Here is a 23,051-nt window from a genome sequence, read left to right as displayed (position 1 = left end):
TCATACTTCATTCCAAAGAGACCGACTCGCCCCCATAGTCCTTGTCCGTCCAGGAGGCTAGACCAACCTTCCAAAGGCCGAGACGCTCTTGGGGGAGGGGAGAAGCACCCTCACTGGTGCAAGCCGAGCCGAGCAACGCTTAAACTAAGCCCGGCGTACCACTTGAAACCGCGCGGTTTTGGTTTTACGCGAGACCATTTCATTTTAACTAGCTGTTAACACAGAAAGAACGTACAGGACCCTCCCTTACTAGTAGAAGGGGAGGCTTTTGCCAAAGAAAAATCTAAGGAAAATTAGTAAGAGGTTTTTTTGAGGACTCAAAAGTGCAGAAAGGCAGATAACATGAAGAAGGTATATCCCCCTAGGGAAAGAAGTGTAGCCCTTCACTGTAGAACTTCAGAGTGAACAAAGCGTGAGATAGCCATCTACCGAATCAGACGCATCTCAAGCGGCCTCGGAGGAGGCACCTAGCTCAGCCTGATCTCTCTCCACAGAGATTACAAAGAGAGACCTACAAATGTTCCAAAAGGAACACGAGAAAAGCTATTAGCTCATTTAACAGGTCAAGTAGCAACGAGGGTAAGCAATAGTTAATCTAATCTAAGCCTTGGCTATTCTTATTTTTCTTGGCCCCGTTGTCCATTACTAATGTCGCCAAGACTACGTGATAGAAGAGGGGAAGATGGGCCGTCCCCGGCGCAGATTGTACAAATAAAGAGGAGGCCATTTCTAGTGATTGCCTGGGAGACTGAAGGGGTACGATTTTGCGAGGGCAGAAGAATTATACTGCGGCGGGAGAAAAAAGCCCTCTTCGCATGACCTCAAGCGGTGCTGGTTGATTAAACCAAATCTCAAAGGAAAGGGCCCCTTGATGAAGGAGCATAGAAAGTCCATTGGTCGCACGCGCTCCTTTAGCCTCTGCATCTAGCAAAAGTTGTGTTTTCCCTCCATTAGTGTAAACACTATCCAATACCATTAAATGAGGAGTAAACAAGAATCTAGGGACCAATCGAAGATCTAGGCTCTTAACCATTCCGACGCTAGTGGCATTGATCAGCAGGTCGGTTTTGGGTAGTTCGTCAAATAGGGCATGGCTGTCCATCTTTGTAGCCACAAGGCGTCCCATAGAGCCAAAAGGGTGCCTGCCTCTCTGAAAGAGAGGCTCTAATTGCCTTTTCAGTGGCCCTATCTTTTCGAAAGACCGGTTGGCAAGAACAAGACGTTCACAGCCTTCCAAAGCACACTGTACGGCGATTGATCGACCCACTCCTCCACAGGCCCCCAGGATGAGAATTTTCAAGTCCCTGATGTCTGCATGAAATTCTTCGCGTACAGCTCGTACGAGACCAAGGCCATCAGTATTATGGCCACTGAGGCTACCATCTTTCCGTACTATGACAGTGTTGATTGCACCAGCAAGGACAGCAAAATGGTCCACGTGGTCTATAAGCTTAATGGCCGCTGCTTTGTGAGGAATAGTGAGATTCGTGCCAATCCACTTGGCAGCGGCCAAAGCGCGCAGGCTATCGGAAAGCTCCTCCGCGCGCACGTGGATTCGTACGTATTGAGCTTTTATTCCAGACTCTAAAAGCGCAGGATTGTGCATTTCTGGGGACCGAGAGTGACCAACGGGATCCCCAAAAACAGCAATCTTGGCTGGGGGAAAAAACTCTTGAAATTTTTCGGGGTTGGAAATCAGGTCTGCCGCAGAAAACTCGTGGGGAACTGTAGTGATCATGTGAACTTTTGTAGCGCTCTTGCAAAACGCGCTAACACACGGCTCTTACCAATAACCTCTAGCATATGATACAAGCTCGGCCCTACGGAACGACCACTGACTGCAACGCGAGCTGGATGTATGAGATCTCCTGGAGTACACTGCAGCTCTGCGGCAGTCTCTCTAAGTTTGACTTCTAGCGCGGCAGCATTCCAATCCTCCATAGCTTCATAAATTTTCTTAAGTACGCTGAGACGATGGAGAGCGTTAGGGCTATAAAGAACTTTTTCAACACTGCTCGAATCAAAAGTGAATTCCTCTGTAAAAAAATAGCTAGCCCAATCTGGGACATCGCACAGGAGTCTGATCTTTTCCTTTACGATAGCCATAACTGGCAGAAGCGCCTTGTAGGAACCGTACTCAATGCCCCTTCTTTCTATAAACGGGAGGGCAAGTTTGGTGAAGCGTTCTAGCGTCATTTGCAAAATGTGCTGCCGATTTATCCAAAAGCATTTATCTGAGTCGAAGATGGCGTTATGTCGACTGATAGATTCTAAATCGAAGAGCGTCTGAATTTCCGAAAAATTCAAAACTTCCCGACCGCCCCCAGGGGACCACCCCAGTAGAGTAAGATAGTTAAGCATGCCCTCAGGAACGTAACCTTGAGCGGCGTACGCAGCAATGCTCATGCCGCTGTCTCGTTTGCTTAGCTTCCTTCCTTCTCGGTTTAGAATAAGAGGAATATGTGCAAACATGGGGGGGGGGGTTCCTAACGCCTGGTAAAGTTCGACATGCTTCGGTGTATTGGAAAGATGATCTTCTCCTCGGATCACATGAGTAATCCTCATCTCTATATCGTCTACCACATTCGCAAAATGGAAAACCCAACTACCGTCAGAACGTCTGACGGTCATGTCCGGATGGGTAAGAGGGTTAGACATGTCAAAGATAACCCGACCGCAGACCATGTCTTCCACCATAATGGAGGCACGTAGCGAGCGAAACCGGAAGGCTCCTTTCTCCTCATATAGCACACCCACCTTCTCAAGCCGGTTAAAGTAGCTCTCATAAATGGAGTTCCTTTGACTCTGACAATACGGTCCGAAGCCACCGCCGGTTTCCGGCCCCTCATCCCAGCTAATTCCCAGCCAGCGCAATCCATCATAAACTGCCCCATAACTCTCGGCAACATTACGCTTTTCATCAGTATCCTCTAAGCGTAGGACGAATTTACCTCCATGTTTGCGACTAAAAATCCAGTTAAATAGGGCAGTCCTCGCTCCGCCTACGTGAAGATATCCGGTGGGTGATGGGGCAAACCGAGTGCGAATCTCAGAAAGCATAAAGAAGAAGATATTTTTATTTTATTTTGTTCCACTGATTACTATGGCTACACCCAACGTAGTAGCAATCATCGTTGCTGCAGGAGCAAGTCGACGCATGGGGTTCGATAAACTAAGCGCCCCACTAGCGGGGCGGCCCCTGCTTGCCCACACGCTACTTGCATTTGAACAGTGTATCCATATATCGAGAATAGTTCTGGTCTGCACCCCCTCAAGAGAGGACGAATTTCGTCATATCGCTAGAAGATATGGAGTTAGCAAATTGGTCACTTTTGTTTCTGGTGGCAAGGAGAGACAGGATTCCGTATGGAATGGACTTCTTGCAGCAGAGAAATCCGCTAAATATTTAGCAGTACACGATGGAGCACGTCCACTAGTTACTCCGCTCCTCATTGCTAACTGCGTTCGTACAGCCCAACGCTGTGGTGGAGCCTGTGCCGCCGAACCTCTTACGGATACCGTACACTGGGCGGATAGAGAGAAGCTACTGGTAAAATCCATTGAAAGAAAAGGGGCTTGGAGAGTACAAACCCCACAGGTTGTTCTCCGAAACAGTCTTTTGGATGCATATTTCCAACTGATGCGAGAAGGCTGGTCCACTACAGACGAAGCGTCTATCTTGGTTCGACTTGGAAAACGGGTCGTTATCGAGGAATCTATGGAGTGGAATTTCAAAGTCACAGTTCCCCAAGATCTTGTGTTGGCTGAGGCGGTACTAGCGTACCGCCAAGGAAGATCATTGGAGTGGAAACGGCGCCTCTAAGATCCCCTTGGCCAACTTACTCTATCCTTTTCCGGAGGGGACTTCGGCTCGCACCAGGTAACATGGCAAGATAGCAAAAGCACTCCATTACTGCCACGAAAAGAATGCTACCTTGTGCTACCTTCCACGCAAGAGGACGTCGTCTTTCCTCCTTGCGGAAGAAAGAAGCAGAGCAACAGAGAGATTATTGGAGGAATAACTGCCTTTCTTGGCTGCACACTGCACTTGACTTACCTATTTAGTGCAACGTCTTGATTACAAATGGTATGCTAGCTGATAGAGGTAAGCTATTAATGTTTGGCTCTATCTTCCCAAAGATTCTATCCGTGGGATCTCTTGCTCAAAAAGCAACGTATCCCATAAAATAAGCGCCGGACTACGCGGAGAGCCATAATAAAATGGCTAGGCTGAAAAAAGAATATTCTTTGATCTATGCTTGACGGCACCCTGTAGGAGGCGCCACCACCAGGATGCCCGGCGTGCTAGCAGTGTGACGGAGAGGCAGTCCAACATCGGCCACGAACCACTGCGGAGATGACGAACAGGGCATCTAGCCCGATTGCCGAGGCGACATATGCACGTCCGCCCACTCCAAATCCGTAACTGTGTAAGCCTGTGCCAAGTAGAAAATTAACTCCATACCAGGCCATTAGGACGGAGAGAAAGCAGACAATAGCGCCTATAGCTAGTCCAAGCCCCTCCCATTGGCGTGCAACACGTCCATGAAGGAGTACTAGATAGGCGAGAAGCGTGACTAGAGCCCATGTCTCCTTCGGATCCCAATCCCAAAACCGCCCCCAAGAGTAGTTTGCCCATATGCCACCAAGAAAAATTCCCACAGCAAGCAAAAAGATGCCCACTTGTAGGACGCGGTAAATATGTCCGCAGAGGGGGTGGGGAGTTGATTGATGGAGGAGGACTTTCCATAAGGCAATATGGCCCATGCCCATAGCGATGGCAAAGGCGGCATAGCTAAGAGTGATGATAAGGACATGAGTAGTGAGCCAAAAATTGCTTTGCAGCACTGCGGTTAAAGGCTGAATAGAGTGAGTAAGAAAGAGTGGTTGCCTATCGGCAAGGAAGAGGGCCCCAGTGGCAACTGGGATAGCTCCAGCAAGAAAAAAATGGGCGTGGTAGATTTGCTCTAGTAGCAAAGCGAAAAAAACAGTACCAAAGGCAAACCAGACTACTGACTCGTACATGTTGGTAACTGGAGGGCGTCCGGCAATTAGGATACGGCAGATAAAGCCAACAAGTTGGCATAAGAGACCGGTGGCGGTTAGTATTCGAGCACATAGATACGATGGGACACCAAAATGAGAATGGGAGGAGAGAAGTAGTGTCACGCCACCGAATAAGTAGAGAATCCATGCCAGACGAAACGGGCGAATAGTCTGGTAGAGAAGTTCTAATCGAATCTTGAACATTCCTGCTGTATAGCAGGAGGGGGCCTCCTCCATGAGGGAGGTTTTGAGAGCACTAACGGCGGCTTCGAAGGACGCAGCATTCCCAGAAATGTAGGTAGAACGCAAATATTTAAAGCGGGGATCAAGAGGAGCAAGCGCACTCCAGGAGGCGCTGTCTCCGGATGAATTGGGCAGTACCCGGACGAGGGAACCACTAGTCAAGCCTACTAGGAGTGACATACGGGCGGCAACCTCATCTGCCGCTTTGAGCATGGCCGGGAGTTTCGCTCCTGGGTCGCGCGCGCGGGCAGCCCATGCTTTCTCAATCTGGAGTTGCAGGATACGATTTCCTCGTAAGGTTTCAAATGAGAAAATGTCCCGATCTTCCGTTAGTTTACAGGTCCTCTTAAGAGGCTTATCCCTTACCAGGAGGAGTGGTATTCCCTCCCACCTCTCCGGAGATAGCCAAAGAGCAACGACTATTTGCATGGCAGTCAGGGAAGTGTGGCCTACCGTAAGAGAGTGGGCTCCAGATACAGAGAGCAAAAATTCGTTCGCGAAAACTAGGAATGGCTTTTTCCTACCCTGGTTCTGGACTGGGAAAGACTCGAGAAGAGATGGAGGACTTGGGGCATGTAGGTTTGCATAACAAGGTAAGGGAACCCCACTCCATAGACCGACCAAAGCGAGAAAAAAGCGGACAGTCATAGCCGCTTGTGGGTAAGGTAAAACATTGTAAAGATGCCAATGCAGATGGCGAACGAACCACTCCATTTTAAAAGCCATCCTGGATCATAAAGCACTTGGAGGGTTGTTTCTTGAAGATCGGTTGGGTTCCACTGAGCCTGGGAAAATTTATAGTTCCATCCGGTAAGAGTTCTCCACCACCCACCAGGAAAGCTTGCAGGATGGTTCATTCTTGATACAGCTTGTTTGTGGATGCCGGTATGATCATCTTGGAAGTCCAGCAGCGAAATGTAGTTTGAGGGAATATCTGTGCCCTCATAGCGTGGAACTGAAAAACTTCTCAATCGAATGTTGAAAGGAAGATGGCGCACTGCTAGGCCGTAGGTAATGCACACCACCCCATCTCGGTGCAAAAGTGTAGTTACCACTCCCGGCCCAACCCATGCAGAGGGACCGCGGAGGCCGTCTTTGCTTTGAAGGTAGGCTTGAAAGCCAGTTACTCCGGCGCTTATGAGAGAGGGTGTAAGCCTTACGGTAAGAGAAGCTGATGGGAGAAAATCCAAAAGTTTGGCCTTCCAGTCCCCCCAGCCGGTGTGGAAGGAGACTCCAGGAGTAAGGCTCCCGGAAGCATAGACGGTGCCGTCACGACTCAATTGATAGCACAGGGTAAATCCGTTGTCTCCGTTGTTCGAATGAGGAGCGATTTCTAGCAATGGAGGGTGGTTAATGCCTTTCGGAGGGGCGGAGATGCGCAAAAGCACTGCTGGGTTCTTGGGTAGGTGAGAGGAGGTGGTAGGTTTCCCATCACAGATTCTGAAATCTGGCCAAAAAGCTTCTATGCGGATAGTGGCAAAGTTCATCTGGATGGATCGGCCGAGATGCTCAGAGACCTTTAAAGTTTTGGATTGGTTAGTGGGACTGATGAGGGTCAGTATTGAGCCGTCTGGGTTGAGCGTGGCTTCCCATCCGGTATTTTCTTTAGAAATTTCCCTTACGGGTGGGTGATGGCTGAAAACCATGTAAGACTCTGAAGCAACGTGGGACCTCCGTTTTGGCAGCTCGGAAAGGAACAAAATGCCAGCTAAGCGAAAGAAATCAAATTTTTGCGATGGAAATCCAAGAAAAAGTGGGACTCGGATTGGAACAGCAGCCATGGGTCCGGAAAACTCCAGCAATATTGCTGGCGGTGCATCCGGTACCGCAAGCAACTCTGGCTCCCTACGGAGTGAAGTACATAGGTCATTTGCTACGATAGTGAGTGAGGTACCAGGCACAGGAAAACGACGTAGGCGCCTGTGGGAAGGGGGAGTCATTTCAGCATCGAAAGCTGTCCAATATAATTGACCATCAGCGGGGCCTTCCACTTGGACTACACTGCGATTGGTAACGACTTGATCGGTGGGAGCATCCACTCGCAGGACAACATTCCCCTCAAATCCCCATGTGGAACCGATGAGAGCGCCGACCAGAAGAATGATGATACCAAAGTGTGTGGTTATGAAGCCAATATGCTTGCGTTGCCAAGGCCAGCGAGTAAGGGTAACCGCTAGGAGATTTATGCAGAGTAGCGCTAACCAATACGTAAACCAAGGCGCCTTATAAATGATTGCTTGGGCAAGCTTAATATTGAAATTGGATTCAGTGAAGGTAGCAAAAGCGCAGGCAGCTGCCAGTGTAGCAAGAAGGATCAGGGCAAGCTTTAGGGAGCCAAAAAAGTGGACGAGTTTCCAAATTAGAGAATGGCGCATCTAGTTAGTGGGTGGGAGCAGTTGCATTTAGGAAACTCCCAAGGAGCTTACCGGTTGTCTCGGTGGAGAGCGGGAATAAGAGTGTTCATATTAAATGCGTGACATCTTGTTGCTCTCAAGCAGGTGAGGCAAATATAAGGGGCCGACGTACTAGGTGTGGTGCACTCTCATCTTCTCTTGCCGGCCGATCAAAAATACCACAAGTGCTTCTACTATGCAGGTACTTCCAGGATTTCGTGACTTTTATCCCTTGGACATGGCGAAAAGGAATTACCTTTTTTCTACCCTACGACAGGTTGTTCTTAATTACGGATTCGTAGAGGTAGATGGTCCCACACTGGAAAGTAGCGACCTTTATAGAAGGAAGGGTGGTGGCGAGCTGATAGAGCAACTCTATCAGTTTATAGATAAAGGAGGTAGGGCAGTAGCCATACGACCAGAAATGACGCTCACAGTAGCTCGCATGGCTGCGAGGGCTGGAAAACAGTACCGTAAGCCCATGAAGTGGTTTAGCATGGGCAGTTTTTTTCGTCATGAGCGGCAACAAAGAGGGAGGTTGCGAGAATTCGCTCAGCTAAACTGTGACCTCATTGGTGAAGCTTCGTCTGCCGCAGACGCCGAGCTTCTCGCGCTGGTCATTGACTGCCTCCGCGCGTTCGGATTCGGCCCGCGCGATTTTGTTGTGCGACTTAGCAATCGCACGGCGTGGCTCCATTTCTGCCAAGGTGAAGGGGTTCGGGCGGAGCAGGTGGGGGAATTTCTCCAAGAGGTAGATAAAATGGAGCGCTACCCCGCAGGGGAAATTGCTAAAAAACTTGCAAGATTCGGGGTAGGTCTACAGGCAGTGCGTAATTTTGTCCAGTCAAAAGCTCCAGCCTATTTTAGCGAAGTGCTTGATGATCTCTCTGCCCGCGGGCTTTCCGAATACGTAGAAATTGATTTAGGGATTGTGCGGGGCTTGCTTTACTACACTGGAATAGTATTCGAGGTATTCGATCAAAAGAAATGCCTACGAGCTATAGCTGGCGGAGGACGATATGATCAGCTGATTTCTGCCGTGAGCAACGGAAGGGTAATTCTTCCTGCAATAGGATTTGGAATCGGGGACGTGGTACTTGGAGAATTAATCGAAACAGTCCCAGTCGCCGTTGAAAAAATGCGTGTTGCCTTGGCCTCTCAATCAGGATGCGAAGTCTTTGTAGTTATTGCTGAAGAAAATCGAAGAAAGCAGGCGCTACGGGTAGTTCAGCTCTTACGAGAGCAGGGAACAAGTGTAGACTTCTCACTAGGGATAGCGCGTATCGAGAAGCAGTTCCGGCATGCGCAGCAACTAGGAGCTCGGTATGTCGTCATTGTCGGAAGAGAGTGGCCCCGGGTCAAATTGCAACGGTCAGCTCGCCATGAGGCATTTGTCTGCTCATATGAAAAACTTGCAGAGCATCTGAAAACTGAGCATCCTGTCGCTTACTAATGAGGTATCGAACTTGTAGCTGTGGGGCGCTTCGTCTTACACATGTTGGTATCGAGTCTACGCTTTGTGGTTGGGTAGACTCTCGCCGCGACCATGGCGGCGTAATTTTTGTGGATCTTCGTGACCGGGAGGGAAAAACGCAGGTGGTTTTTCGTCCAGAAGGCGGCGATGCTATCCTTAAGGAATTAGCACACAGCTTACATTCCGAAGATATCGTTCAAGTGGTAGGAAGGGTGACTGCTCGTTTACCAGGTACGGAAAATGGGAAACTAGTTACTGGAGAAATTGAGGTCGTTGCCTCCGCACTCAAAGTGTTTAGCCGAGCAGATGTACTTCCGTTCCTTCTTGACGATTCGGAAATTGCTAATGAAGACCTTAGACTTGCTTATCGCTATCTTGATCTTAGACATTCTCACATGGTACGCAACCTCCGCCTGCGCCATCGTCTTGTACAGAGCACGCGCCTGTACATGGACTCGTTGGGGTTCTTAGAAGTAGAGACACCAATCTTGACTAAGAGCACCCCTGAGGGGGCGCGTGAGTTTTTAGTTCCTAGCCGTCTCCATCCAGGTCGCTTTTATGCTCTCGCTCAGTCTCCACAACAGTATAAACAGCTGCTTATGATGGGATGCATCGAAAAGTATTTTCAGATTGCAAAGTGTTTTCGCGACGAAGATGGTAGGGCAGACCGCATTATAGAACTCACACAGATAGACGTCGAAGCCTCTTTTGTAAGCCGTGGAGATATCTTCCTCCTCATTGAGGGGCTAATGGAAAGAATTTTTCGAGACACACTAGGGGTACAAATTCCAACTAAATTCCCCCATCTGACCTATCGGCAGGCCATGGACCGCTTCGGAAGTGACAAGCCAGATACGCGGTTCGGTATGGAGTTGGCAGATATAAGTGACATTTTCCATCTGAGTAATTTTAGAGTGTTTCGCAACGTCTTGGATGCTGGAGGTTGTGTCAAAGCAATTAACGTTAAGGAAGGGATGTCCTGTACTACCATCGGTCGAATTGAAAAGCTTGAGCAAATTGCCCGCCAGCATGGGGCCCGGGGGATCTCCTTTGTTGGTGCAGAAAGTAGAGGGTGGAAATCCCCCATTGCAAAATTCTTTTCCCATTTGGAAAGAAATATGCTCACCAGCCGTCTATGTATTGAAGAGGGGGACCTCATTCTCTTTTGTGCAGACAAATGGCAGACTACCTGCGAGGCGTTGGGGAAAATCCGCCTCTACTTGTCAGAGGCCTTGCAACTAGTCACGGATACAAACCGCTGGGACTTTGCATGGATAGTGGATTTTCCTTTACTGGCTTTAGACGATACAGGAGAGAGATGGGTAACAGTACATCACCCCTTCACACGTCCTAAACAAGAAGATTTTCCTCTGCTGGATTCCGGAGAGTTTGGCCAGGTACGTGCAGAGTCCTATGATCTAGTAATTAATGGAGTTGAGATTGGTGGAGGGAGTCTAAGAATCCACGAACCGGATTTGCAGGTTAGAATCTTTGATGTGCTAGGGATATCTCCAGAGAGGCAGAGTCTACTTTTTGGTCATCTCTTGCGTGCTTTCCAATTTGGAACCCCACCTCATGGTGGTATTGCGATTGGAGTGGACCGACTAACAATGCTCCTGTGTAAGACTCCCCATATTCGGGATGTTATTGCCTTCCCAAAAAGCAGCCGTGGTCAGGATCTCCTCTTCTCCTCTCCTTCTACAGTAGAAGATTATCAATTGCGGGAACTTTCCATTCGACTGGACGGAAATCCACCCCCGTCTTAAATCTCTTACGTTAGGAAGAGGATCATGCCTCATTGGTAGGTATCGGTCTCACTCATGCGCAGTTTTTTTTTTGGGAATTTGGAAGGACCTTTCTCCTCTCCCTCTCCATTTTGGGGGGTTTTCCCTCTAGCCAATAGACAGGTTGTATTGACTTTCTCCTCCCTGAATGATGAACTTCGTGGTGCAGGCACAATGGTTAGCATAAGCTGGGGAGACTACTAAGGGAAAGGGAACCGAGGCAGTTTCTGTGGAAAGAATTAGCTCTGGCCGAGTCGCATTGCTGCTGTGCGATTGTTTTTTAATCAAAAGGGCACCAGCGTTCACTATGGCGGTTACCATAATCCAAATTGGAGACAGGCGCTTCGTGCTGGACCGCGACAAAGCTGAAGCGGCGTTTGCTGCCAAACGAGTTATCAACGGACGGAGAACGATGTTTTTCAATATTCTCCCTCTTAAGTACCAGTGGGCTTATGATCTATACAAGAGAATGAAAGCTAATCACTGGGAGCCGGAGGATATCCCCATGCAAAAGGATTGCGAACAGTGGGGAGACCTGGCTACTCCGGAGATTGAGCACTGGATCATTAAGATGGGTATCGGCTACTTTTCTGCAGCTGAGGGGATTGTTGGGGATAATGTCATGCATGTTGTTCGGGAGCTGGTGACGGCACCAGAGCTAAAACTGGTTCTGGGACGCCACGCTCATGAGGAGAATATCCACACCGACTCATTGGTGTATATGATCAGCTCCCTGGGAATCAATGCTCACGAATGTGAGGCGATGTTTGAGGATATTAGGACGGTCAGGAAAAAGACGGATTTTGTAGTAAATAACAGCCACAAAATGCGACGCAGTTTGGACCTGACAACTCGAACAAACAAGCAAGCATTGGCAAAAAACATTTTCCTCTTCGGACAGTGCGTAGAGGGGACGCAGTTTTTTGGCTTGTTTGGTCTTATTCTTGCTCTCTACCGCAACAATAAGTTTCCTGGCATTGGACAAATGTTCCGTTACACCCTGCGTGATGAGTCCAACCACATCGAACTGCTACGCAACCTGCTGATGGATCTCGTGGAAGAAAATCCGGAGATCTGGACAGAAACTTTTCGTTCAGACCTGAGGGCAACTATGGCCGAAGCTGTGCATCTGGAAAAGCAGTTTATTCAGGACTGTTTGCCAGTTCATGTGGTTGGTCTGACGGATCGGGAATTTAAGCTTTACATCGATTACATCGGAGACCGACGTCTTGTAGAGTGTGGATTACCCCCATTAAATGCGCCTATTGCCAATCCGTTGCCATGGATAGCCGAGATGATGGATATTAAAAAGGAGCAGAATTTCTTTGAGGGACGTGTTACCGATTACCAGAAATCTAATGTTTTGGTATCCTCCCCTGATGACGAACTTTAATGCACTTGCACTTTCCGGTGCCTCTGTCGCATGTCGGTTGACGGAAGGGGAGAGTTGTGCTACTTGAACACCTCGCCCAGCTTCCGTAAGAAGAGAGCTTGGTCGCAACTTGTTTTTTGGGAACTGTCCCTTTTTCCAAGAAGATCTTCCAATGAAGATCATCATGCATAGAAATGGTAGGGCATGCGGCTGAGTGCGAAAGGAGGTGGTAGGTGAAGCAGAATGCTTTTCCCTGCAAGGCTCTTCTCCCCCTTCCCTGGATAGAAAGCAAGGGAGTCTGGCCATCACCGTGGTTTTATCCTAAGGTGTCCCATCATAGAGACACCGAACGCTACTCATAGGGCGGAGTTGAATTATGGAGAAGCATTCCATATATCTGAGGATGACCTTTTTTACTTATCGAAATTGAAATCCCTCCCACGAGGGGCTACAGTAGCCACAGAAATGGCTCCCTCAGCACCGATCGTCTAAGGTATGCTGTTCCAAGCTCAATGGGGTGGTCTCGTTGTGCCTTGGAACGAAGCAAAGTCGGGACTGCTTTCTCCCGAAAAGGCTTTCCTCACTATGAAGAGCGTCCATCCCAAGTATCAAAAATCTCAGTTGCCGTTTTCGAGCGGTTTTAACAAAGCGGAGACGCCTTGTTGGTCTGTGCGTAGGACATGTAAGACATCATGGTACAAGAGGAGCTGATGTACGATGGTCACTACAGCGGAGCTGCAGAGGGTCACGTTCTTTGCCGTATTCAACGCTCCTGTTTACGATATGAAAACTCCGGGCAGGCTGTCCCTTTTCCAAGTGAGCAACAGGAGCCTCCCATTATCGTCCGTACTATGACAGGCCAAAGCGTCCTTTGGGATGGAAGCGATCTAGCACATCGCATTCAGTTTGCCTCAGTCGGCCTGGACCTTTGTCTAGACAGTAGACAGATTGAAAGTGAATTGCGTCGTTCCATTGGGGTAGAAGTCTCTGAGGACGTCCTCAGAAAAACTATCATTTTGAATGCAAAGACCCTGATCGAGCGTGACGCCGATTTCTCTAGGTTTGCGGGTCGTATTTTACTCTCCTACATTTATGAAGAGGTGCTCGATTGGAACGTTGTGCGCGACGGCATCGGAGGCCTAAAGGAAGCGCACTGCGAGGCCTTTAGCAAGTATTTAAGGCGGGCAATTACTATTGAGCGTTTAACTCCAAGATTGCTCTCTTATGACCTGGAACGTCTAGCTGATGCATTGGATCCCTTCGCAGATTTGGGCTTTGATTACCTTGGGATGCAAACCCTCTATGATCGCTACCTCATAGTAGACAAAACTGTGAAGCCAATCCGCCGTCTTGAGACCCCACAGTTTTTCTGGATGAGAGTAGCTATGGGTATCTTCCTTGAAGACTTTGGGGACCGTACTACCCTAGCTATCCAGCTATATCACCTCTACAAGAACAGGAGGTTCTGCTCCTCTACACCCACGTTGTTTAACTCTGGTACACTGCATAGTCAACTTTCCTCATGCTATCTCTATAAGGTGGACGATAGCATCGAATCTATTATGCAGCGGGGCATCGCGGACAACGCCTATCTTGCGAAGTGGGCCGGAGGACTGGGTGGATCGTGGACAGCAGTACGCGGCACCGGCAGTTACATCAAGGGAACCAACGGAGAAAGCCAGGGAGTGATCCCGTTCCTGAAGCTACATAATGACCAACTGGTGGCTGTTAACCAAGGTGGAAAACGTAAGGGATCCGGCTGTTCTTATTTAGAAACATGGCATAGTGACATTCTGGACTTCCTCAAGCTGCGTGTCAACACGGGTGATGAGCGACGCCGCACTCATGATATGAATACAGCAAATTGGATTCCGGATCTCTTTATGAAGCGCATGGAATCACGGAAAAACTGGACGCTTTTTCGCTCCAACGAGGTTCGAGACCTGCACGGACTTTACGGACGGTTGTTCGAAGAACGCTATCAGTATTACGAGGCCCTTGCACGTCAAGGTGAGATCTTCGGACAAGAGGTGCCTGCGATCGATTTGTGGAAGGAAATGCTCAGAATGGTCTTTGAAACAGGTCATCCATGGATAACTTTTAAGGACCCTTGTAACATTTGCTCACCGCAGGACCATGTTGGCGTAATCCATTCTTCAAACCTCTGCACGGAGATTACGCTTAATACCAGCGAAGAGGAGACAGCAGTTTGCAACCTGGGATCCATTGTCTTAGATAGCCATATTCTTGAAGACGGCAGCATTGATCATACAATGCTGAGAGATACTATACGCACTGCTATACGTGCACTAGATAATGTCATCGACATCAACTTCTACCCAATTGAAGCTGCTAGAAGGAGCAGTTTGCGCCACCGTCCTATTGGGCTGGGCGTGATGGGATTGCAAAATGCTCTACACAAGCGTGGGATTGGTTTCGCCTCACAGGAGGCCATAGAGTTTAACGACGAATTTATGGAAGTAATTGCTTTTCACGCCTATAGTGCCTCTAGCGATCTTGCAGCTGAACGGGGTACTTACAAGAGTTATGTAGGCTCCAAATGGGATCGTGGCCTGCTTCCCCAAGACACGATTGCTCTCCTAGAACAGGAAAGAGGGAGATCCATAGAAGTTCCAAGAAACCGGAGCAGGATGGATTGGAAAATCGTACGAGAAAAGATCCGCAAACAGGGGATGCGTAATTCGAATGTACTTGCCATTGCTCCCACCGCGACTATCTCCAACATCATGGGCACTACCCCATGTATTGAGCCAAATTTTCGCAACCTTTACGTGAAGAGCAATCTTGGTGGTGATTTTATTGTACTTAACAGGGAGCTTGTTCTGGATTTGAAAGCGGAAGGGCTGTGGAATCCGGAGATGCTCGATCAGCTCAAGTACTTTAACGGTGAGCTTAAAGACATTCCGAGTATTCCTAAGTCTCTTAAGGAAAAACATCTTACGGTGTTTTCCATCGATTTTAGTTATATTGTCGATGCTGCTGCACGTCGCCAGAAATGGATCGATCAATCCCAATCTGTGACCCTTTTTCTGGCAGATCCAGACTTAAAGACCCTTAGCCATATGTACCGTGCTGCTTGGAGAAAGGGGCTAAAAACAACTTATTATCTTCGCATACTGAGTGCTTCTGACATCGAAAAAATTACTCTCTCTGAGTCGAAGAAGAAGGTCCGAGGAACGGTGGCTAAAGCAGCTACAAGTGCGGCGGCAGCGTGCCCTCTAGAGACTCATCAGATCAGCTTCGAATGCGAGGCCTGCCAGTGACTTTTAACTTTTGGTAAAACTACCCGGAGCCTTCTTGTCTCGTGTGAGACACTCAGGAGTTGTGCTCCGAGAAAACTCCTTTTTCCTTCCAAGGCAATATTAAATCTCAGGCTGCGGTGGTTCCCCCATTGCAGTGCCAACTTCGCAACTCCCTGCGGAAGCATGCATGAGGAGGCAAGTCGTTTTTGCAGGCCCCGGTGTCATTTCCTTTAACTCGTCATAATTTCCTTTAGCTCGTCATAGATTCCAAAGCATATCGTGCTGCACCTAGAAGGGCGGTTTGATCGTTTAGGATAATTTTGATTGGCATGGCCTTCATTAGGGGACCCATCCTGCCCTTATCCGCAAATGCATGGAGAAAGATGGAGCTTTTTATATACTCAGCATTCCGTATAGGGATGCCTCCCCCTAGGTAGACCCCACCGGTAGCCATGACTTTTAGAGCTAAATTGCCAGCTTCTGCGCCCAAACATCCCACAAAGATTTCCATAGTTTGTACGCAAACAGGACATGTTCCTGCGTGAGCATACTTAGAAACAACATAGGCAGCATCTTGAAAGGCGACATGTTGCTCGGCCATTTCTTCTATCACCTTTGGTGAGGGCTCTATGCGGCCTGTACTCTGTAAAAAGTTAAAGATGTTCTGGATGCCTTGGCCGCTAATAATGCGCTCGTAGCTAACATGCCCAAATTGGCGTGTAAGGTAGCGTAAAAGCGCGATTTCCAGATCGCTGCGAGGAGAGAAATCTGCGTGCCCCCCCTCACAGGCCCAAACCTGATGGCGTTTTCCGTCCCAGTAGATGCCAGCCTCACCCAGCCCCGTTCCAGGGGAAATGACACAACGGTTACTAGCATTCAGTTCAAGATTGCCTTCCTGAATGGTCAGGAAATCAGAGAGTTTCAGTTCCGTGATTCCATGCGCATTTGCGGCTAAGTCATTAATAAGATGCACCGAGGGGATAGAGAACTCCTCTGCAATTTCCTGGCTGTGAATACTCCAAGGTAGGTTGCTCAATTTAACCTCATCTTTACGGACAGGCCCAGGCACTCCAAAGCATGCCGCCTGAATGGGATAGGTCTCTCTAAAGAGAAATCCACGCAAGATTGTGTTTAGGCGCGGATAGGAGGCGCTTGGATATCGGCGGGTTCTTAGTAGCACTAGGTGTTTTCCTGTTTTATTATGGTCCACACTAAAGAGGGCGATGATACACTTCGTGCCGCCAATATCTCCTGCCAGAATGTATTCTGATCGATGAGGAGGCATGGAGAGGGTATGGTGTGGCGGGGTCTCGTTGCTTTGTTAGAGCAAAGGCAGACAATGCCATTGATATCTAGAGTTGGCAATAAGGATGATGGATAGGTCCTCCGTTCAGAAATTGATAAACAATTGCCTCATGGTGCCGCTTCCCGACAAGATGGAGAGCATCATTCTGGATGACGCCACTAAGCTCGGCATTAATAGATTTCTTCTGGATATTCTTCGCAAGCATGATAGACTCCGGAGTACTCTCCTATGCAAAGAAAAAGTGCTTTCTCTCGCCGGATTCCAGACCTCGTGACAGAGGAGCTTGTTGCTGCTCTTCTCAAAGGAAATGATACCTTTGAGTTCAAACATCTGTTTGAGATCGTCCACGAGAGATTACGTGCTCGAAATGCTGCGAGTGGTGGTGAGGAGATGTTGCGCTTAAGAGCTTACGAAAAACTCCAGAATCTTGTCTCCCGCGGAATGGTCAAAAAAAGTGGCAGAAAGTATAGTGGGTTGGCCCCTTTAGCTAAAGCGTCGACTGCTGCGGATGTTCCTCCGCTAGCTGTCAGATAGAAAGTAAACTCCTCTTCCAGGAGGCATCAGGAGACAGTCCTAAGCTGGGTTGCAATCGTCTCTGTCGACCTGCTTCTCCCCCTGCTCCACGTAAGATGCTCCTCCAAAATGTTCCGCAGTTCAGAGTGGAAGAGGTGTTGGGGGTCCGTGTGATCAGACCAGGAAAGAAGTGACATCTCGGTGGATGTGTTACGAGGCCAAGCCGGCCTCTACCCCTTCGAGAGTTTTCCGAAGACTTGGGTAGGGTAGGGTCTAGTGGAAGATGGGAGAAAACATTCTGGAGACGCTCCCCCCCGGTACGTGGTGTCCAAACCCGATGCCCCAAAAAGCACAAAGCTTTGCAACCGCCGGTATTGCGGAAAATTCCTAAGAGGAACCGGCAAGTATGGCACGGGCTACCATGCTCTGCCAGAGCTCATTCTTGTGAAAGATGTCAATGCTTTGGCGTATAGAATCCAAGAACGCGTTTGGTGTGGAATCATAAAAGAAAAATCCATATCCCGTATTGCTGATCTCATCATACTCCTGCACTAGCCTGCGGAGGTCCCTTTTGGCGTAGGCGACTGGAATAGTTCCGCACCTCAATGCCTGCGTCAGAAGGGTACCACCCAATTCCTCTAGTGGTGCAGGCGCTAAGAGCATGTGAGACCCTCTGATAACGTGGCGCACTCGCAAGCTGTCATATTCCTGCAAATAGGAGAACTTGGAGACATGTTTTCGGGCAACAAATCTAAGTGTAGATCCATCCTTGTCCCGGACACTGCCCAGGATAATAAGGCGCACATCTTCAGCAAGAAATCGGTCCAGAATAGGTAACAAAATGTCCATCCATCTATCTCTTCTCACTATTTGACCGATCAAAACAAAGACAGGTCCCTGAGGAAAAGAAGCAAGCCGAAGTGAAGAAAGAAGCCCAGCCATACACAGGAACTTATCGCCCTGATCTACCCCCGCACTATGTGCCTTGAATGACGACGGCTGATCTTTGCTAAGGCGCTGGGCTATACCGTCCTTCCCTTTCTGCTGAACGTCTAACTTCTTGCCAGCCTTTTCGGGAGAAAGCACCCACCCAGGGGCAATAGCAGAGCCGTTGACCCCCATCGGGGGATGTGTACGATTAGAAAAGCGCAAAGGCAAAAACACCTACGGTAAAATTAATGGCATGGCACGGATGGCAGTTAACCGACGAGAGTATCGTAGCCATCGGGCACGTGGTCCATAGCCTTAGTCTGATCCATTCGAGTAAGTGCGTGAATTACACCCCTTGTCCTTGCGCGAACTTGCACTAATGGTGATGGAGAGGGTTTACAACTACGTTCAGCACCAGGGGCTAGATGGAAAAAAGAAACCTAAGGGGCCTAAAAGAGAAGAAGATGGAATTGCTCCGGGCTCTCAATGTCGCGCAACAGACCAACCAGAACGAGAAAACCAGGTATTGCCACAGTATTTTTTCATACTATAGAGAGAACCTAGGTCGGCAACTTGAAGGGTGGAACCAATGTTTTTTCTATAATTTTTATAGATTTCTTTTTCTCCTCCTCAAAAAAACAAGGAGACAAAGTAGGTAAGCGTACGGTTTTCAGAAATTACCAATAGCTGTTTTCAGGGATGCCATGGTGTGACTGCGGTTCGCTCTAGAGATAAATTCTACTGGGATGCTTGCTGGGCAGACGGCTTCACATTCATAAAAGTTGGAACATCCTCCAAACCCCTCGGCATCCATGGCACGTATCATATTGAGAACACGCTGCTGCGCTTCCAGTCTCCCTTGCGGTAGGAGTTCTAGGTGTGTCACTTTTGCAGCGACAAAGAGCATGGCGGAACCATTTGGACAAGCGGCCGCACAAGCTCCGCAACCGATGCATGCTGCAGCATCCATAGCTAATTCGGCGTCAGCTTTTGGAATGGGATGAGCGTTTGCATCCGAGGCGGAACCAGATCGTCCGCTAATGAAACCACCCACCTGGATGATACGGTCGAATGCAGAGCGGTCGACAGAAAGATCACAGAGAACAGGGAATGAACTGGCACGAAAGGGTTCGACGTAAATGGTTGAACCGTCAGAAAATTTCCGCATATAAAGCTGACAAGTAGTTTCGCCTCCTGTACGGCCACAGCCATGCGGAATACCATTGATTGTCAGGCCGCATGTCCCACAGATTCCCTCCCGGCAATCATGATCGAACTGGATAGGAAGCTCCCTCTTGGAAGTAAGCTCTTCATTGACAATGTCTAGCATTTCTAGAAACGAAGCCCTAGATGGAATGTTCCTTGCCTCATAGTCTACCATCCTCCCGGACGCGTTTGGGCCAGCTTGTCTCCAAACTTTAAGGTGAAAATTCATGGCTGCAGCAAATAGCGGCTCTATTTGTAACTTCGTGTGCTAAGCTGGATAGACTCATACACGAGATGCTCCTTTATAAGAGAAGGGGTGGTGTGTTCCCCGTTAAATTTCCATGCTGCCACGTAGGCATAATTCTTGTCATCGCGGAGAGCTTCTCCATCACCTGTTTGGTGCTCTACGCGGAAATGACCCCCACAGGATTCCTCTCGGTGGAGGGCGTCAGAGCAAAGAAGCTCTCCAAACTCTAAAAAATCAGCCACGCGGCCAGCCTTTTCCAAAGACTGATTAAACCCTTCCCCAACACCAGGAACACTAGCATTCCTCCAGAATTCTTCGCGGATTTTAGGGATTTCCTCTAGAACCCTCTGCAGGCCTTTGCAACTACGCGACATGCCGCAATTGTCCCACAAGAGCAGTCCTAACTCACGGTGAAAAGAGTCCGCTGAACGATTCCCACGGATAGAAAGTAGTTGTGCAGTGCGAGCATTCACCTTGCGTTCTGCTCCACGAAAGGCAGGATGGTCAGGCGAAGGACGTTGGACTCCCAATTGAGTAACAAGATAAGCCGTAAGAGTATAGGGAATGATAAAATAGCCATCTGCGAGCCCCTGCATAAGCGCGCTGGCTCCGAGCCGATTAGCGCCATGGTCAGAGAAATTGGCCTCTCCCAAGACATAAAGACCAGGAATGTTACTCATCAGATTATAGTCTACCCAAAGCCCACCCATAGTATAATGGGCCGCCGGATAGATGCGCATTGGAGACTCATAAGCGTCCTCACCGGTGATGTTATTGTAGATTTTGAAAAGGTTGCCGTAGCGTTCCTCGATTGCGGAGCGTCCTAATCTTCTCAGGGCGTCACTAAAGTCAAGGTACACGCCGAGGCCTCCTGGGCCAATTCCACGTTTCTCATCGCAGACCTCCTTCGCACTACGGGAGGCAATGTCGCGCGGAGCCAGGTTGCCGTAGCTGGGATATTTACGCTCAAGATAGTAATCTCTTTTGATTTCTGGAATGCCTCCAGGCGGAGTGAGGCAATCCTCTTTGTCTTTGGGTACCCACACTCGACCATCGTTACGCAGCGATTCAGACATGAGGGTTAGCTTAGACTGGTAATCTCCACTAACAGGGATACAGGTGGGATGGATTTGAGTGTAACAGGGATTAGCAAACAAGGCGCCCCGCTTGTAAGCCCTGTATGTAGCGGTCACATTGCAGCCCCTCGCATTTGTTGAAAGGTAGAAAATATTGCTGTATCCACCGGTGCAGAGGAGCACTGCGTCAGCCGCGTGGCTATCTACTATTCCAGTCACAAGGTCGCGTACGACAATGCCTTTAGCATGTCCACCCACCAAAACTAGGTCGAGCATTTCTGTGCGCGGAAACATCTTAACCTGCCCTAAGGCAATCTGGCGCTGTAGCGCTTGATAGGCACCTAGCAGGAGCTGTTGTCCAGTCTGGCCACGGGCATAAAAGGTCCTGGAGACCTGAGCCCCCCCGAAAGAGCGATTGGCCAAAAGTCCACTGTACTCGCGGGCAAAGGGAACCCCCTGTGCAACACATTGATCAATAATGAACGTACTTACCTCAGCAAGACGATATACATTGGCCTCGCGTGACCGGAAGTCCCCGCCTTTGATAGTATCGTGAAAGAGGCGAAAGACACTGTCGCCGTCGTTTTGATAGTTTTTTGCGGCATTGATCCCCCCTTGAGCTGCAATGCTGTGAGCACGCCTGGGGCTATCTTGATAACAAAAACACCTCACCTGATACCCCTGTTCACCCAATGTTGCTGCTGCTGAAGCCCCGGCTAGACCACTTCCCACCACTAGTATCTTTAACTTGCGCTTATTGGCAGGACTTATCAGCTCTGTGGTATCCTTGAACAAGGCCCACTTTTCTTCAAGGGGCCCCCCAGGGATTTTCGGATCCAGCGTCATCTTGTCATCTTATGCAGTCACCACCTAGCCCAAAAAATAGAATGGAGAGAGGGATAGAGATATAACCCGCAAAAAGCGTCCATGCAACGAAATGGCCAGCAGCACAAAAGATTGGCTGAAACTTTCGGTTGGAAATGCCCAATGTTTGGAAGAGGCTTCCAACACCGTGACTTAGATGGAGAGTAAGCAGGAAAAGCCCAATAACGTATAGCCAGGCAATGAAGGGATTACGAAATCCATGAGCAACCATGCTGAAGATATCACGTTCCCCCTCAGGGGTCTTTAAATGTGCATACGCAGGCTGCACAAGCCCCCATGTGAAATGGCAAAGATGAAACAAGACAAAGATAAAGACGCTGACCCCGCTCAGCCGTACTGTACGGTTAAAGAACTTTGTTTGAATGTGTGTGCGAAAAACATTTTTAATAGTAGCCTTTGCAGCTCTCCTCCATAGGACCGCGGCGAAATAGACATGAAAGAAGCCTGCCACTAACAGAACGATCCGAACCATCCAGAGGAAAGGCCAAAAATCTCGTAGATGCTTCCCATAGCTGTTAGTCCAGCCAGGTCCCATATACACAGTCAAGTTTCCCAACAAATGCCCGAACAGGAAGGATAGAAGAATAATTCCAGTAAGAGCGACGACGATTTTCCTTGTTACGGAAGAAAGTGTCCAAGCAAAGGAACCCAGCGGTTGAGAGTTGCCCTGCAAGGTAGTCCGTATTGGAAGAGACGACATGTTCCAGGCGTTCCGTTAGTTTTAGGTGTTCTGTTACCCTCATTAGAGGGAATGTTCAATACTTCTTTTAGCAATCCTGCGCTTACGATCCACAAGACAGCAGCCTAGCAGTCTATTTAAGAATTTATTCATGACAGCTCTTTCTGGGCAACCTCCTAAATACGCCCCTAACTTTAGACATAGCTGCTGTGGTGCCTGGGTGCCTACAGGCCTGCCTCCTTCTTCTTCCGAGAACATAGTTAAAGAGCGAACAGCGTTCGAAGCAATTCAGGCATTGTGGACCAAGAAGAGGATACAGTCCTGCCGCACTAAGAGGGGTGTGCGAGATTCGCGGTGATCTGTTTATGGGGAGGTACTTTCAGAGTAAAGACCGCTACTATCTGAAGAAGAGAGGATCGATGCCTTATCAAGGGGGTACAATAGTAGATTGGGCTGCTCTCGGGTTGCCTTTCCAATCACAAGGAGAGAAGGCTATAGGAGTGCTTGGAGAGCAAGTTGGCAGCTTAAAGATCCCTGACTGCCAAGGAACGGTTGTCGACACTTGTTTTCCCCCTTCAGTGGATGACAGCTCTCCATTATGCCTTCTTTCCTATTACCTTTGTCCCCAGTGTTG

General features: G+C 48.9%; 16 protein-coding genes. 6 read left to right on the top strand and 10 right to left on the bottom strand.

What is annotated here, in order from left to right:
• Nucleotides 1–781: 781 nt before the first annotated feature.
• Complete coding sequence (locus tag JMM79_00940; protein ID QQY08729.1) at nucleotides 782–1,738, bottom strand: shikimate dehydrogenase; 957 nt, start codon at nucleotides 1,736–1,738, stop codon at nucleotides 782–784.
• Nucleotides 1,735–3,060, bottom strand: coding sequence for a glutamate--tRNA ligase (locus JMM79_00935; protein QQY08531.1), 1,326 nt, complete (start codon nucleotides 3,058–3,060; stop codon nucleotides 1,735–1,737). The genes JMM79_00940 and JMM79_00935 overlap by 4 nt, the downstream gene beginning before the upstream one ends.
• 43 nt (nucleotides 3,061–3,103) lie before the next feature.
• Here JMM79_00935 and ispD point away from each other — a divergent pair, with 43 nt between their 5' ends.
• A complete protein-coding gene (ispD, locus tag JMM79_00930) occupies nucleotides 3,104–3,823 on the top strand; it encodes a 2-C-methyl-D-erythritol 4-phosphate cytidylyltransferase (GenBank protein ID QQY08530.1) in 720 nt (239 codons plus the stop codon).
• Nucleotides 3,824–4,305: 482 nt separating this feature from the next.
• On the opposite strand, the gene ccsA is transcribed toward ispD, so the two are convergent.
• Both ccsA and JMM79_00920 read right to left on the bottom strand, forming a co-directional pair.
• Nucleotides 4,306–5,718, bottom strand: coding sequence for a cytochrome c biogenesis protein CcsA (gene ccsA / locus JMM79_00925; GenBank protein QQY08529.1), 1,413 nt, complete (start codon nucleotides 5,716–5,718; stop codon nucleotides 4,306–4,308).
• A 215-nt stretch (nucleotides 5,719–5,933) separates the two neighbouring features.
• The gene (locus JMM79_00920; protein QQY08528.1) at nucleotides 5,934–7,664 is read right to left on the bottom strand and encodes a cytochrome c biogenesis protein ResB; all 1,731 of its coding nucleotides are present in this window, start codon (nucleotides 7,662–7,664) and stop codon (nucleotides 5,934–5,936) included.
• Nucleotides 7,665–7,878: 214 nt separating this feature from the next.
• Here JMM79_00920 and hisS point away from each other — a divergent pair, with 214 nt between their 5' ends.
• The 4 genes from hisS to JMM79_00900 all read left to right on the top strand — a co-directional run bounded on the left by hisS (nucleotide 7,879) and on the right by JMM79_00900 (nucleotide 15,596).
• Entirely contained in the window at nucleotides 7,879–9,135 is a 1,257-nt protein-coding gene (gene hisS, locus JMM79_00915; protein ID QQY08527.1) for a histidine--tRNA ligase, read from the top strand.
• On the top strand, nucleotides 9,135–10,922 hold the full coding sequence (gene aspS / locus JMM79_00910) for an aspartate--tRNA ligase (GenBank protein ID QQY08526.1): 1,788 nt from the start codon (nucleotides 9,135–9,137) through the stop codon (nucleotides 10,920–10,922). Before hisS ends, aspS begins: the two co-directional genes overlap by 1 nt.
• A 325-nt stretch (nucleotides 10,923–11,247) precedes the next feature.
• Nucleotides 11,248–12,333 carry a ribonucleotide-diphosphate reductase subunit beta gene (locus JMM79_00905; protein ID QQY08525.1) on the top strand — a complete coding sequence of 362 codons (1,086 nt, stop codon included), beginning with the start codon at nucleotides 11,248–11,250 and terminating at the stop codon, nucleotides 12,331–12,333.
• A 671-nt stretch (nucleotides 12,334–13,004) separates the two neighbouring features.
• Nucleotides 13,005–15,596, top strand: coding sequence for a ribonucleoside-diphosphate reductase subunit alpha (locus JMM79_00900; GenBank protein ID QQY08524.1), 2,592 nt, complete (start codon nucleotides 13,005–13,007; stop codon nucleotides 15,594–15,596).
• 229 nt (nucleotides 15,597–15,825) lie between these two features.
• Here the strand turns inward: JMM79_00900 and glk are convergent, their stop codons facing one another.
• Both glk and JMM79_00890 read right to left on the bottom strand, forming a co-directional pair.
• Nucleotides 15,826–16,860, bottom strand: coding sequence for a glucokinase (gene glk / locus JMM79_00895; protein QQY08523.1), 1,035 nt, complete (start codon nucleotides 16,858–16,860; stop codon nucleotides 15,826–15,828).
• Nucleotides 16,861–16,927: 67 nt separating this feature from the next.
• The gene (locus JMM79_00890) at nucleotides 16,928–17,086 is read right to left on the bottom strand and encodes a hypothetical protein (GenBank protein ID QQY08522.1); all 159 of its coding nucleotides are present in this window, start codon (nucleotides 17,084–17,086) and stop codon (nucleotides 16,928–16,930) included.
• A 23-nt stretch (nucleotides 17,087–17,109) separates the two neighbouring features.
• Between JMM79_00890 and JMM79_00885 the strand changes: the two genes are divergently transcribed.
• Nucleotides 17,110–17,415 (top strand): hypothetical protein, encoded by a 306-nt coding sequence (locus tag JMM79_00885; protein QQY08521.1) that lies wholly within the window; start codon nucleotides 17,110–17,112, stop codon nucleotides 17,413–17,415.
• A gap of 366 nt (nucleotides 17,416–17,781) precedes the next feature.
• Here JMM79_00885 and JMM79_00880 read toward each other — a convergent pair whose 3' ends face one another.
• The 4 genes from JMM79_00880 to JMM79_00865 all read right to left on the bottom strand — a co-directional run bounded on the left by JMM79_00880 (nucleotide 17,782) and on the right by JMM79_00865 (nucleotide 22,438).
• The gene (locus tag JMM79_00880; GenBank protein ID QQY08520.1) at nucleotides 17,782–18,516 is read right to left on the bottom strand and encodes a hypothetical protein; all 735 of its coding nucleotides are present in this window, start codon (nucleotides 18,514–18,516) and stop codon (nucleotides 17,782–17,784) included.
• A gap of 478 nt (nucleotides 18,517–18,994) precedes the next feature.
• Nucleotides 18,995–19,759: a succinate dehydrogenase/fumarate reductase iron-sulfur subunit gene (locus tag JMM79_00875; protein ID QQY08519.1), complete on the bottom strand. Its 765-nt coding sequence runs from the start codon at nucleotides 19,757–19,759 to the stop codon at nucleotides 18,995–18,997.
• Nucleotides 19,760–19,779: 20 nt separating this feature from the next.
• Nucleotides 19,780–21,699 (bottom strand): fumarate reductase/succinate dehydrogenase flavoprotein subunit, encoded by a 1,920-nt coding sequence (locus JMM79_00870; protein ID QQY08518.1) that lies wholly within the window; start codon nucleotides 21,697–21,699, stop codon nucleotides 19,780–19,782.
• A gap of 4 nt (nucleotides 21,700–21,703) precedes the next feature.
• A complete protein-coding gene (locus JMM79_00865; GenBank protein ID QQY08517.1) occupies nucleotides 21,704–22,438 on the bottom strand; it encodes a succinate dehydrogenase cytochrome b subunit in 735 nt (244 codons plus the stop codon).
• Between the last annotated feature and the right edge of the window lie 613 nt (nucleotides 22,439–23,051).

Origin of the sequence: Candidatus Xiphinematobacter sp. (assembly GCA_016766635.1) — a bacterium.
Lineage (GTDB): Bacteria > Verrucomicrobiota > Verrucomicrobiia > Chthoniobacterales > Xiphinematobacteraceae > Xiphinematobacter.
The sequence above is the reverse complement of the archived record's forward strand: the minus strand, read 5'-3'. Positions and strand labels throughout refer to the sequence as shown.